This is a genomic window from Nocardia carnea (assembly GCF_029869215.1).
Classification (GTDB): Bacteria; Actinomycetota; Actinomycetes; order Mycobacteriales; family Mycobacteriaceae; genus Nocardia; species Nocardia carnea_B.
Window position 1 is genome coordinate 1 of the sequence record NZ_JARWPM010000049.1, and the last position, 13,474, is coordinate 13,474.

Annotated in this window: 7 protein-coding genes; 4 read left to right on the top strand and 3 right to left on the bottom strand. The window is 69.3% G+C overall.

Going from position 1 to position 13,474, the window contains the following annotated elements; all coding sequences use genetic code 11:
- Positions 1 to 604: 604 nt before the first annotated feature.
- Positions 605 to 2,212, bottom strand: coding sequence for a DUF2207 domain-containing protein (locus QH276_RS02080; RefSeq protein ID WP_280402845.1), 1,608 nt, complete (start codon positions 2,210 to 2,212; stop codon positions 605 to 607).
- 406 nt (positions 2,213 to 2,618) lie between these two features.
- Between QH276_RS02080 and QH276_RS02085 the strand changes: the two genes are divergently transcribed.
- Entirely contained in the window at positions 2,619 to 3,440 is an 822-nt protein-coding gene (locus QH276_RS02085; protein ID WP_280402844.1) for a neutral zinc metallopeptidase, read from the top strand.
- 1 nt (position 3,441) lies between these two features.
- Here the strand turns inward: QH276_RS02085 and QH276_RS02090 are convergent, their stop codons facing one another.
- On the bottom strand, positions 3,442 to 4,137 hold the full coding sequence (locus QH276_RS02090; RefSeq protein ID WP_280402843.1) for a TetR/AcrR family transcriptional regulator: 696 nt from the start codon (positions 4,135 to 4,137) through the stop codon (positions 3,442 to 3,444).
- On the bottom strand, positions 4,134 to 6,410 hold the full coding sequence (locus QH276_RS02095) for an MMPL family transporter (RefSeq protein ID WP_280402842.1): 2,277 nt from the start codon (positions 6,408 to 6,410) through the stop codon (positions 4,134 to 4,136). Before QH276_RS02095 ends, QH276_RS02090 begins: the two co-directional genes overlap by 4 nt.
- Positions 6,411 to 6,581: 171 nt before the next feature.
- Between QH276_RS02095 and QH276_RS02100 the strand changes: the two genes are divergently transcribed.
- The 3 genes from QH276_RS02100 (at position 6,582) to QH276_RS02110 (ending at position 13,177) form a co-directional block, all read left to right on the top strand.
- Positions 6,582 to 9,476 (top strand): DNA polymerase III subunit gamma and tau, encoded by a 2,895-nt coding sequence (locus QH276_RS02100; RefSeq protein WP_280402841.1) that lies wholly within the window; start codon positions 6,582 to 6,584, stop codon positions 9,474 to 9,476.
- Positions 9,477 to 9,776: 300 nt separating this feature from the next.
- Entirely contained in the window at positions 9,777 to 10,988 is a 1,212-nt protein-coding gene (locus QH276_RS02105) for an acetyl-CoA C-acetyltransferase (protein WP_280402840.1), read from the top strand.
- Positions 10,989 to 11,026: 38 nt separating this feature from the next.
- Entirely contained in the window at positions 11,027 to 13,177 is a 2,151-nt protein-coding gene (locus QH276_RS02110; protein ID WP_280402839.1) for a 3-hydroxyacyl-CoA dehydrogenase NAD-binding domain-containing protein, read from the top strand.
- Positions 13,178 to 13,474 lie beyond the last annotated feature (297 nt).

Below are 13,474 nucleotides of genomic sequence, written 5' to 3' on the forward strand. Positions count from 1 at the left end.
CCACTGAGGGCCTCGTACGACTCGGCGCCGCCGTGGTTGCGTTGGGTTTCGGGTTATGTGAACCACTGAGGGCCTCGTACGACTCGGCGCCGCCGTGGTTGCGTTGGGTTTCGGGTTATGTGAACCACTCAGGGCCTCGTAGGACTCGGTGCCGCCGTGGTTGCGTTGGGTTTCGGGTTATGTGAACCACTCAGGGCCTCGTAGGACTCGGTGCCGCCGTGGTTGCCTTCGGTTTTCGGGGTTGTGTGAACCCTTGAGGGCGTCGTTGGATGCCGCACCGCCGTTGTTGCGTTGTTTCCGGGGCTGGTCCGGGATGGGTGTGCGAATACGCCGGTGGCCGGCTGTTGAATCGGAGTCGGCGCGGGGTATTGCCGAACGCGGAGCAGGTGGATGTGCAGGGACTTCTGTCGACATGACACATCGGTAGTTCGGCTGTGCCGCTGGGCGGGGCCGGGACGGGTGCGGCCGAACCCGGGTGGGCATCGCCGGGTTCGGCCGCTGCCGGGAATGTTGTGGACGGCTGTGGACAGCCGCCGAGTGCTTCGATCGGCATGGCGACGTAAGGCGAGCCGAGCTACGGCCCGGCCGGGGTGCTCAGGTGGGGTCAGCGGGGTGGGAAGAGTCCTTCTACGGCGGTGATGAAATACGGGAAGTGGCCGGCGAAGCGGTGCAGGTCGCGGTCGGCTTCGAAGCCGCCGAACCAGTACAGGCCCGGGTCGTCGTCGGCGGAGGGGTCGAGATCGCGGAAGGTGCGGACCCAGTTGTCGGCGCGGCTCCAGACGATCATGTAGGGGAGGCCGCGGGAGAACACCAGTTCCCGGTCGCCGGCCGGGATCTGCTCGGTGGTCACCTGTTCCAGGCCTTGTTGCAGGCCGCGAATCTGGCCGGTGAGGGTGCGGCCGAAGGCGGTGCGGGCCGGGAGGAATTTCTGGGCGCCGAGCAGACCCGCGCCGGCCAGCGCGATCGCCACGCCGACCAGCGCGTGGCCGGACAGCAGCGCGGCGGCCACCGTCACCGCGGCGCCGAGGGCGACGAGTGCGCCACCCAGCCACAGCGGGATGCGGCGGCGGGCCGGAGCGATGAGCGCGCCGCGTTCGACCGCGTCGGCGAGCATGGCGGCGCGCAGCGGCTCGGCCGGTAGCCGGCCGGGAACGCGCAGGTCGGCGAGAGTGACCTCGGCGGTGCCCGCGGGCAGCAGCGCGTCGTAGACCGCGCGTTCGTAGGGGCGCAGCTGGTCGTCGGCGGGATTCACCCGGACCAGCCGCCATTCCGTTTCCCCGGTGCGGCCGATCCACAGATAGTTGCGGACGGCCAGATCGACAACGGTGGCCGCGATATCGGTGGGGTCGGCGTGCTCGTCGAGCAGGACGCCCGCTTCGCCCGGGAGAATACCGGCGGGGGAGCTGAACTGGGTGCGTCCGTCGGCGCGGATCAGCGGCGGCAGCGGTTCGCCGGGCGCGGATTGCCGGCGTGCCCAGACGATGTAGCCGGCGAGGGCGGCCAGTGCCGCGAGCAGCAGCGCGAAGGCGATGAGGACGGGCCCGGTGATCGCGAAGGGGGAATCCCCGGGGCCGGTGATATCGGCATTGGCCGGGACCGTACCGGGCGGGATCTGCAGTGTCAGATCGACCGATTCGCCTTTGCGGAGGTTCGTCTGGTCCAGGTACAGCACGCCGTCGGGTTCGATCCGCACCTGGGCGCAGGGCCTGGTCTGGCCGATCGGGCCCAGTACGCAGTCCACGATGCCCATTTCGAAACTGGGGCTGATGAGCGTGGCGTGGATTTCGGCGATATCGACATTGAGCACACCGAACCAGCGGAACACCTGGCTGCCCTCGGCATCGCTGACGGTGTTCTGGACCGAATAGCGGAAAGTCGATTCGCCGGGGCCGGCATCGACGGTGAACAGATCGTCGGCGACTTTCGCGCTACCCGGACCGGTGGTTTCGATATCGGTGACCGCGAACCGGCGTTCGGAATCCTCACTGATCTGCACCCGCAGCGGTAGCGACATGGTGAAATGCCCCTCGGGCGGGACCGTCACCCGTTCGGTCACCTCGAGCACACCTTCGCGGCTGAGCGTCATGTCCAGGTGCAGGATCACACCGGCGGGCTGCTGCGCCCGGGCGGCCGGTGCGGCGGGTGCGAACAGCGTGAACAGTCCGGTCAAAGCGAGTAGCAGCGCGGCGGCGCCCCCCCGAAAAGTGAGCATGACTCGTAACTGTAGACAGCTTGCTATCCTTCGTCAGCGGCTGTTGGTGTTCGAGAGTTACAGGGGGTCCGGGGGCGTGACGCAACCACCTTACGGCCGCGGGCCGGTTCCTCCTGGCCGGCAACCGATCCCGCCGCACGGCCGTCCGCCCCACGGCGCACCGCCCGCTCGACCACATCGCCCGCCGCCGCAGGGCGGGTACCCGGGTTACCCGCCCGCCCCTGGTTATCCGCCGCCGCGTCCCGGTTATCCGCCGCGTCCGGGCCCGCCGCCGCGCGGTCCCGTTCCCGGCTACCGGCCGATCGTGGCACCGCCGATGCCGCCCCCGGTTCCGCAGCGGCCGCCACGTGGGCGTCAGCCCCGCCCCCGCAGTGGGGGCGGGCGGATTCTCGGCATCCTGCTCCTGGTGATCGTCGTCGTGCTCGCCGCATTGGTGCGTGGCGCACTGGATTCGGGCGGTTTGAACGTCCTCGGACCGCAGCCCGAGCACAGTTACGACACCGGCGAGACCGGGCCCGCGGAGACCGCCACCAATCCGCTGCTCACCGATACCGACGCCACACTCGTCCCGGCGAACTGCCCGTACTCCGAATGGTCGACCGACGAGGACACCGCCCGGGCGTTCTTCGGCAGCGCCGAGAAATGCCTGGAGTCGGCGTGGCGGCCGGTGCTGGAGGCCGCGGGCTTGCCGTTCGAACCGCCGACCGTGCACGTTTCGGCCACCACGGACGGGATCTCCACCCCGTGTACCGGATCCACCAGTGATTTCGCCGCCTTCTACTGTCCGGCCAACCGCACCGTCTACATGCCGATCAGCCAGTTGCAGACCGACTACTACGGCGACAACTGGGTGGTCTACCTGTCGGTGTTCGCGCACGAGTACGGCCATCACGTCCAGAATCTGTCCGGGATCCTGCTGGCCGCCAACAGCGAACGCGTCGATGTGGGTGCGCAGAGCCCGGACGGTTTGGAGCTGTCGCGCCGGATCGAACTGCAGGCCAACTGTTTCGACGGAATGTATCTGGCGTCCTCGGCCGACGGCGGTTCACTGACCGATGAGCAGATGGCCGAGGCCCGCACCGACGCCGACCATCGCGGTGATCAGCGCGGTGATATGCGTGATCACGGCACCCCGGAGAACGGCGGCCGCTGGTTCGGGGTCGGCGTGGAGCACAACCGGACGGCCCAGTGCAACACCTTCACCGCACCGGACGAGGCGGTCAGCTGAATCAGCCGGGCGCCGTGCCGGACTCGCCCATCCGGGCGCGGAATTCCGTGACCCACCGGGTTTTGTCCTCCGGTGTCGCGCCGGGGCCGATCAGTTCGTTCACCACATGCCCGAAACATGCCGCGTCGAGCACCCGTTCGGCGGCGGACATCGGATCGCCCCACGGCAAGTAGGGTTTGGCCAGCAGCAACGAGGCGATACCGTGCGCGGCCGCCCACAGGTCGAGCACGATGGGGGTGGGGTCGCCGGGCCGGATGAAACCCTCCGCCATGGCTTCTTCGATGGTGGCGGCGAAGTAGCGGAACGCGCCGCTGGACAGCGCCATATCCACCGCTCCCCGGCCGGCGGTGGGGACGGTGGCCAGCCGGTACTGCTCGGGGTGGTCCAGCGCGAAACGGACGTAGGCCAACCCGAGCCGGCGCAGGCGCAAGGTGGGTGGTTCCGCCGGGTCCACCGCTTCGTGCATCGCGGTGTTCAACGCTTCGAACACCTCCGCGACCGCGGCGTCGATCAGCGCGTCCTTATCGGCGAAATGCCGGTAGATCGAGGGTGCGCTCACCCCGACCGCCTCGGCGACGGCGCGGATGGAGACCGCCCCGACGTTGCCGGTTCGCTCCAGTAGTTCCCGGGCAGCGGTGAGGATCTCCGCGCGTAACCGCCCGCCGGAGCCGCGTGGAGATCTCGGCCGCCCGGTCATACGCGGACCGGGGGTTCGGTGGTCGCCGGACGTTCCTCGGCTTCCTCGCTGAGACCGAACCGGGCGTGCAAGCGGGCCAGCGGTTTCGGCGCCCACCAGTTGAGCGGGCCCATCAGCCGCATCAGCGCCGGAACCAGCAGCGCCCGGATGAGGGTGGCGTCGGCGAGGACCGTCAGGGTCAGGCCCAGCCCCATCAGCTGGATGAACGACACCTTGGAGGTGGTCAGCGCGCCGATCACGATGGCCATCAGGACGGCCGCGGCGGTGAAGATCCGGCCCGTGCGAGCCACGCCGACGGCCACGGACTGGGTGTTGTCCTCCGCGGCGAACTCGCGGCCGGTCCGGCCGGCGCGCCGGCGCAGCCATTCCTCGCGAATCCGGGACAGCAGGAACACCTCGTAGTCCATGGAGAGGCCGAAGGCCAGGCAGAACATCAGGATCGGCATGGTCGGTACCAGATAGCCGACGGCGGTGAAACCGAGCAGGCCCTCGAGGTTACCGTCCTGGAAGATCCACACCATGGCGCCGAACGCGGCGGTCAGCGACAGGGTGTTCAGCAGCAGGGCTTTCAGCGGCAGGATGACGCTGCCGGTGAACAGGAACAGCACCGCGAAGGTTGCCAGCACGATCAGCAATCCGGCCAGGGGGAGCCGGTCGGCCAGCGCGTCGAGCGAATCGTCGTTCATCGCCGCCGCGCCGGAGAACAGCGGAACGGCCGGCGCGGGTACCGAACGGAGCTCGGCCAATTGGTCACCGGCGGCCGGTGAGAACGGGTCGAGCGAGGAATTGACGGTGAGATAGGTACCGGTGTCGTTGGCCATACCCGGTGGAGTGGGCGCGAGCCGGTTACCGGAGACATAGACCCCGGCGCTCGACAGCACGCCGGTGACATCACCGACCTCGGACAACCGGGCGGCGTAGGCCCCGACGGCGTTCTCGTCGTGGAAGCCGTCGAGCACGATCGTGGTGTTACCGCCCGGATCGGCGCGCGGGAATTCGGCGCGGACCTCGTCACCCACCTGCCGGCTGGCGGCCGTGGTGGGCAGTACCCGTTCGTCCGGATAGCCGAATTTCACCGAGAGGAAAGGCGATCCGAGCGCCAGCATCAGCGCGATGATCACCACGGATACCGGAACCGCGAACCGCATAACCCGCAGCACCAACCGGTACCAGCCGGCCTGCTCCGGCACCATGGCGCCGAGCGGAGCCGGTGTGCGGCCGAACAGTCGCAGCAGCGGGGCGCGCAAGTCCAAGGCGTTCACCCGGTGTCCCAGCAGCACCAGCGCCGCGGGCAGCACGATGACCGAGGCCGCCGCCGCGGCCACCACCACCGCGACACCGGAGTAGGCGAACGAACGCAGGAAGTACAGGTCGAAGACCAGCATCGCCGACAGCGACAACGCCACGGTGAGCGCGGAGAACAGGACGGTCCGGCCCGCGGTCTGCAGGGCGCGCACGGTGGCCGCGCGGGGGTCGCGGCCGTTGGCGAGTTCCTCCCGGAACCGGCTCACGATGAACAGGCTGTAGTCGATGGCCAGGGCCAGGCCGAGCGCGGTCGTCAGGTTCATCGCGTAGATGGATACGTCGGTGAACAGCGTGAACAGTCGCAGGATCGCCAGGGTCGCGGCGATCGCGAACAATCCCACGAGCAGCGGTAGCGAGGCGGCGATCAGGCTGCCGAAGACGAGCACCAGCACGATGAGGGTGAGCGGAATGGCGGCGGCCTCGGCGACCGCCAGATCGTGGGTGATCTGCTCGTTGACCTCGTGGAAGGTCGCGGCGGCGCCGCCCGCGCGCACGGTGACCCCGTCGGCGGTGCCGGTGACCTGCGCACTGAGTTCGCCCGCGGCTTCCTGCATCTCGGTTTCGTCGCCGTCCAGATGAACGGCGATCAGCCCGGATTTCCCGTCGGTGCTGCGCAGCGCCGACGCCACCGCGGGCGAGGGCGCGGTCCAGTACGACTGGATCTCCGCGGCGTCCTCGTGCCCCCGGATGGTCTCGACGGCCGCCAGGGCCCGTGCCCGTACAGCCGCCGAGTCGACGCCTTCCGCGGAGTCGACCAGCAGGATGTAGTTGGGGGCGGCACCTTCGAAGTTGTCGGCGAGTAGATCGGCGGCGCGGGTCGATTCGGCGTCCGCGGCGACGAAGCCACCCGATTTGAGTCCCGACGCCGCGGTGGCGCCGAAGATTCCGCACAACAATGCGACGACCAGTGCGCCGGCGAGTATCGCCCGCGGGAATCTCGTAACGAACTGCGCGATGCGGATCAGCATGAGCAAGCCCCCGGCTCGGTAGGTTAGTGGCGTTAGCGTAACGCTGTTAACTCTCGATGGGAAGAGCGGAAATCCGCGGCCCGGCGGCGCCGGCCGCCGGTACCCGGTGCTGTCAGCCCCCTTGCCGGGCCTCGGGCCCCGCGCGTCGGACCGCGCCAATAGACTCGCCCCGTGGCTCTGTACCGGAAGTACCGACCGGCAACGTTCGCTGACGTGGTGGGCCAGGAGCATGTCACCGACCCGCTGTGTACCGCGCTCGATACCGGGCGGATCAGTCATGCCTATCTGTTCTCGGGTCCGCGGGGTTGCGGGAAGACCTCGTCGGCCCGGATCCTGGCCCGATCGCTGAACTGCGTCCAGGGGCCCACCTCCACACCGTGTGGGACCTGCGCTTCCTGCGTTTCCCTGGCGCCCGGCGGGGGCGGGAATCTCGATGTGATCGAACTCGACGCCGCCAGCCACGGCGGCGTGGACGACACCCGCGAGCTGCGTGATCGCGCGTTCTACGCGCCCGCCGAATCCCGGTACCGGGTGTTCATCGTCGACGAAGCCCATATGGTGACCACCGCCGGCTTCAATGCGCTGCTCAAGATCGTCGAGGAGCCCCCGGCGCATCTCATCTTCGTTTTCGCGACCACCGAGCCGGAGAAGGTACTGCCGACCATCCGGTCGCGGACCCACCACTATCCCTTCCGGTTGTTGCCGCCGGCCACGATGCGCGGCCTGCTCGGCGATATCTGTGAGCAGGAGCGGGTGCCGGTGGAAGAAGCGGTGTATCCGCTGGTGATCCGGGCCGGTGGTGGATCGCCGCGAGACAGTCTGAGCGTTCTCGACCAGTTGCTCGCGGGCGCCGGTAGTGACGGCGTGACCTACGCGCGCGCCGTCGCACTGCTGGGGGTGACCGATGTGGCGCTGATCGACGACGCGGTCGACGCGCTGGCGGCCGGTGACGGGGCGGCGCTGTTCCGCACGGTCGACCGGGTGATGGAGGCCGGGCACGATCCGCGGCGCTTCGCGGTGGACCTGCTCGAACGCCTGCGCGACCTGATCTTGATGCAGGCGGTGCCCGATGCCACCGAACGCGGCCTGGTCGCCGCCCCCGGCGATCTGCTGGACCGGATGCGCGAGCAGGCCGCCCGGCTGGGGCAGGCAACCCTCACCCGCGCGGCCGAACTCCTGCACGCCGGACTCGGCGAGATGCGCGGCGCCACCGCACCCCGGTTGCTGCTCGAGGTGGTGTGCTCGCGGATGTTGCTGCCCGCGGCCGACACCTCCGAGGCGGCGACCCTGCAGCGGCTCGAACAGCTGGAACGGCGGGTGGCCGCCGGTGCGGTGGCGGCCCCGGCGAGTTCCGCGCCCGCTGCCGCCGGCGAACCCGCCGCACCCGCTCGGCCGGCCGCCGATCCGTCCCGCCGGCGTGGAGCCGAGGCGCTGGCCGCGCTGCGGGAGTCCAAGGGGCCGCAGCGGCCGGAGGACGCCCACCCGGCCGCCGGCGCCGAGGGCCGGGGTGGTGCCGCGTCCGATGCCGGCGGGGGAGACGGCCCTCGGACATCTGATCGCGCATCTGGTGGAGGTGATCGCGGGCCGGTCGCGGAGGAGTCGGCCGCGGACCGCGCCGCTGTCCGGCCGGAGCCGGCGTCCGGCTCGCCCCGGTCTCCCGAGGGCGGCGCCTCGTCCACCGGGCCGAGCGGCCCGCTTGCCGGGCCCGGCGGACCTTCTGCCGGGCCGCACGGATCCCCTGTCGCGCCGAACGGACCTGCCGCCGCCCCGGACGGGTCTTCCGTCGCTCCGGATGGATCGGATGTCGCGCCGAACGGAGCTTTCGACGGTCCAGGTGGACCTCTGGATGGACCGGGCGGGCCTTCTGGCGCGCCGGGTGGAGCTCCTGGCGGACCGCGTGGATCTTCAGCTGGTCCGGATGGACCACTCGGTGAGCCGCACCGACAGCAAGGTGAGCCGAGCGGATCCTCGGCAACGTCCAGTAGCCGTCCGGCCGGGTCGGACGGACCTGGCGCCGGTCCGAAAGAACCTGCCGCTGGGCCGCCCGGGCCTGTTACCAGGCCGAATGGACCCGCTACCGGGGCAAGTGGGCCTGCTACCGGAGTGAGTGGACCTGCGGCCGGTCCGGTTCGACCTTCCTCCGGTCCGGACGGGCCGACTGCCGAGCCGGTTGGTCCGGCGGGCGACTCCGAGTTGCTGGCGGCGGTGGAGGCCGCGTGGTCGGAGATCAAGATGAAGGTCAAGGAGTCCGGGGCGACTCTCGGTGCGATGCTCACCTCGGGTGCGTCCGTCGCCGGTGTCGAACGGGGCGAGATCGTGCTCGCCCACCATGCCGCGCTGGTGCAGCGGTTGTCGCAGCCCCAGCCGTTGCAGGTGGTGCGCTCGGCGGTCGCCGCGGTGCTCGGGCGGGAACATCCCGTGCGGTGGGTGGTCGCGGGCCAGCAGGTCACCCGGGGTCCCGGCGGCCGGGAGCGGGGCGGCCGGCGTTCCGGGGATACCGAATCGGGAGATTCCGAAGGGAGCCGCCGAGGCGGGCCGCGGCGATCCTGGACCGGGCGGCCGGGGAGTGCGGCGGCCGGGTCCGGCGACGGCGTATCGGGGCCGGAGGGAAGTTCCGCGACCGAACGCGAGGCGGATACCGGCGCGACCGCGGCCACGGGACGGTCCGGCGGCCGGGGTGGCGCGGGCGAACCGGACCGGGCGGCGCCCGGATCGGCCCGGAAAGCGGCTGGTGCGCCCCGGTTCTCGCGGCCGAGCCAGACTCGTGGCGGTAACGCGGTGGCCGGTGCGCCGGGCTCGGCCGGGGCCGGAAACGCAGGTCCCGGAGGAGCCGGTAGTCCCTACGACGACATCCCGCCGCCGGACTATCCGGACCTACCGGACGATCCGGGCCCGGACGATTACGGTTACGGATCGGGGGTCGTTCCGCCTTCCACACCGGAGGAGGAACAGGAGATGTTCGAGGACGCGGCGCGGCCGGTCGCACCGGAGCATCGGCGCGATCCGGACGAGGTCGCTCTGGAATTGCTGGCCAGTGAGCTGGGCGCCACCCCGTTGAACGGTTGACAAGCACCGGTTGTACCGCGTTAAGTTAACCGGAGTTCGCATCCGGCGGTACTATGGGCGGGTGGCTGCGGACTCCCGCGGGACGAGGTTCTATGGTGGGCCGTGACGAGCGGGCCGCCGGATACCCGTCCGCTGGTTCGTGCCGTGGTTTGTACAGCGTATGCCCGCGCGGGTTCTACCGGCCCGTCAGCGCTGCCAACTGAATACGGACGGTCGGTCGAACGGCCGGTCGGCGAGGTAACTCGCGTCTGCTCCGCCAGGGCGCGGCGCGGGCGTATTCCTAGGAAGGGACACTCCGATATGACCACAGAGGCCTACATTTACGAGGCCATCCGCACCCCGCGCGGCCGCAACAAGAAGGGGTCGCTGCATTCGGTCAAGCCGATCGATCTCACCACCGGCCTGGTGCAGGAACTGCGTAACCGCTTCCCGAACCTCGACGAGGACCGCATCTCGGATCTCATCCTGGGTGTCGTCTCCCCGGTCGGTGACCAGGGTTCCGATATCGCCCGCACCACTGTGCTGACCGCGGGCCTGCCCGAAACCGTCGGTGGCGTGCAGATCAACCGCTTCTGTGCCTCCGGTCTGGAAGCCGTGAACATGGCCGCCCAGAAGGTGCGCTCCGGTTTCGACGATCTGGTGCTCGCCGGCGGCGTGGAGTCCATGTCGCGCGTGCCGATGGGCTCCGACGGCGGCGCCTGGATGCTCGACCCGGCCACCAACTACGACACCTATGTCGTACCGCAGGGCATCAGCGCCGACCTGATCGCCAGCATCGAGGGCTTCTCCCGGGAGGACGTCGACGCCTACGCGGTGCGCTCGCAGGAACTGGCCGCCAAGGCGACCACCGGCGGCTACTTCGCCAAGTCCATCGTCCCGGTCAAGGATATGAACGGTCTGACCGTGCTGGACCGCGACGAGCATATGCGCCCCGGCACCACGCTGGAGGATCTGGCCAAGCTGAACCCGTCCTTCGCCGGCCTCGGTGAAATGGGCGGCTTCGACGCGGTGGCGCTGCAGAAGTACCACTTCGTCGAGAAGATCGACCACGTCCACCACGGCGGCAACAGCTCGGGCATCGTCGACGGTGCCGCGCTGGTGCTGGTGGGCACCGAAGAGGCCGGTAAGGCCTCGGGCCTGACCCCGCGCGCCCGGATCGTCGCCACCGCCACCAGCGGTGCCGACAGCACCATCATGCTCACCGGCCCCACCCCCGCCACCAAGAAGGTGATGGCCAAGGCCGGGCTGAGCATCGACGATATCGATCTGTTCGAGATCAACGAAGCCTTCGCCTCGGTGGTGCTGAAGTTCCAGAAGGATCTGCAGATCCCGGACGAGAAGCTGAACGTCAACGGCGGTGCCATCGCCATGGGCCATCCGCTGGGCGCCACCGGCGCGATGATCACCGGCACCATGGTCGACGAACTGGAGCGCCGCAACGGCCGCTACGCCCTGATCACCCTGTGCATCGGCGGCGGTATGGGCGTGGCCACCATCATCGAGCGGGTCTGATCCCACCGGTCACTGATTCAACAAGGAGACACAGAGCTGTGAGCGAAGCCAACATGATCGGTTGGGAGAAGGATTCGGACGGCATCGTCGTGCTGACGATGGACGACCCGAACCAGGGCGCCAACACGATGAACGACCTCTACAAGAAGTCGATGACCGCGACGGTCGACCGGCTCGAGGCCGAGAAGGACGACATCACCGGTGTCGTGCTGACCTCCGCGAAGAAGACCTTCTTCGCCGGCGGCGACCTGAAGAACATGATGCAGGTCGGCCCGGACAACGGCCCCGAACTGATGGCCGAACTGACCGAGATCAAGTCGGCGCTGCGCCGCCTGGAGACCCTCGGCAAACCGGTCGTGGCCGCCATCAACGGCGCCGCGCTCGGCGGTGGCCTGGAGATCGCGCTGGCGACCCACCACCGGATCGCGGCCGATGTCCCCGGTTCGCAGATCGGCCTGCCCGAGGCGACCCTGGGCCTGCTGCCCGCCGGCGGCGGTATCGTCCGCACCGTGCGCATGCTCGGCCTGCAGACCGCGCTGATGGGTGTGCTGCTGCAGGGTCAGCGCAACAAGCCCGCCAAGGCCAAGGAGATCGGCCTGGTCGACGAGCTGGTCGGTTCGATCGAGGAACTGGTTCCCGCCGCCAAGGCGTGGATCAAGGCCAACCCCGAGGGCGGCGTGCAGCCCTGGGACAAGAAGGGCTTCAAGATCCCCGGCGGCACCCCGGCCAGCCCGGCGTTCGCCGCGAACCTGCCGGCCTTCCCGGCCAACCTGCGCAAGCAGCTCAAGGGCGCCAATATGCCCGCGCCGCGGGCCATCATGGCCGCGGCGGTCGAGGGCTCGCAGGTCGATTTCGACAATGCGTCGCTGATCGAATCCCGTTACTTCGTGCACCTGCTCACCGGGCCGGTCGCGAAGAACATGATCCAGGCGTTCTTCTTCGATCTGCAGACCATCAACAACGGTGGTTCGCGGCCGAAGGATGTGCCCAAGCGCGAGATCAAGAAGGTCGGCGTGCTGGGCGCGGGCATGATGGGCGCGGGTATCGCCTACGTTTCGGCCAAGGCCGGCTACGAGGTCGTGCTCAAGGACGTCACCATCGAGGCGGCCGAGCGCGGTAAGGGCTACTCGGAGAAGATCGAGGCCAAGGCGCTGTCCCGGGGCAAGACCACCGAGGAGAAGTCCAAGGCGCTGCTCGACCGGATCAAGCCGACCGCCGATGTGGCCGATTTCGACGGCGTCGATTTCGTGATCGAGGCGGTTTTCGAGAGCACCGAGCTGAAGCACAAGGTGTTCCAGGAGATCGAGGACATCGTCACCCCGGACGCGCTGCTGGGGTCGAACACCTCGACCCTGCCGATCACCGGCCTGGCCAAGGGTGTCAAGCGCGAGCAGGACTTCATCGGTATCCACTTCTTCTCGCCGGTCGACAAGATGCCGCTGGTGGAGATCATCAAGGGCGAGAAGACCTCCGACGAGGCGCTGGCCCGGGTGTTCGACTACACCCTGGCCATCAAGAAGACCCCGATCGTCGTCAACGACAGCCGTGGCTTCTTCACCTCGCGCGTGATCGGCACCTTCGTCAACGAGGCGATCGCCATGCTGGGTGAGGGCATCGAGCCCGCTACCATCGAGCAGGCCGGTTCGCAGGCGGGCTACCCGGCTCCGCCGCTGCAGCTGACCGATGAGCTGAACATGAAGCTCATGCAGAAGATCGCCCGGGAAACCGAGGCCGCCGCCAAGGCCGGCGACGCCGCCATGGGCACCGAACGGCACCCGGCCATCGACGTGGTCGACTACATGGTCGAACAGGGCCGTCCGGGCCGTTTGGAGAAGGCCGGTTTCTACGAGTACGACGAGAACGGCAAGCGTCTCCACATCTGGCCGCAGCTGCGGGAGCACTTCAAGACCACGCGTGACTTCACCGTGCCGCTGCAGGATCTGATCGACCGCATGCTGTTCGCCGAGGCCATCGAAACCCAGAAGTGCTTCGACGAAGGCGTACTCGAGTCCACCGCCGACGCCAATATCGGTTCGATCTTCGGTATCGGGTTCCCGGCCTGGACCGGTGGCGTGCACCAGTTCATCGTCGGCTACCCGGGCGGCCAGGAAGCCTTCGTGGCCCGCGCCGACGAACTGGCGAAGAAGTACGGCAAGCGCTTCGAGGTCCCCGCCTCCCTGCGTAAGTAAGTCCCGGCCCGGCCCCAGCGGCCCGGACCGTACAGCCGGCACAACACATAACCCGTCCCACCTGGCGTGGGGCGGGTTATGTCGTTCATGCCCAGCCGGCCGCGATCCATGACCACCAGGAACCCGAACGCAACCACGGCGCCGCCGAGTCTTACGAGGCCCTGAGAGGGTTAGGCCCCGGGGGGGGGGGGGGGGGGGGGGGGGGGGGAGGGGGGGGGCCCGCGGGGGGGGGGGGGGGGCGGCGGGGCGCACGCCGGGCGGCCCCCCCGCCGCCCCGCGCCGGCGCGCGCCGGACAA

What these genes read in the sequence shown, in the direction of transcription:
- QH276_RS02080 (WP_280402845.1), bottom strand. Translation starts at nt 2,212, where the DNA reads ATGCTCACTTTTCGGGGGGGCGCCGCCGCGCTGCTACTCGCTTTGACC.
- QH276_RS02095 (WP_280402842.1), bottom strand. Translation starts at nt 6,410, where the DNA reads ATGCTGATCCGCATCGCGCAGTTCGTTACGAGATTCCCGCGGGCGATA.
- QH276_RS02105 (WP_280402840.1), top strand. Translation starts at nt 9,777, where the DNA reads ATGACCACAGAGGCCTACATTTACGAGGCCATCCGCACCCCGCGCGGC.
- QH276_RS02090 (WP_280402843.1), bottom strand. Translation starts at nt 4,137, where the DNA reads ATGACCGGGCGGCCGAGATCTCCACGCGGCTCCGGCGGGCGGTTACGC.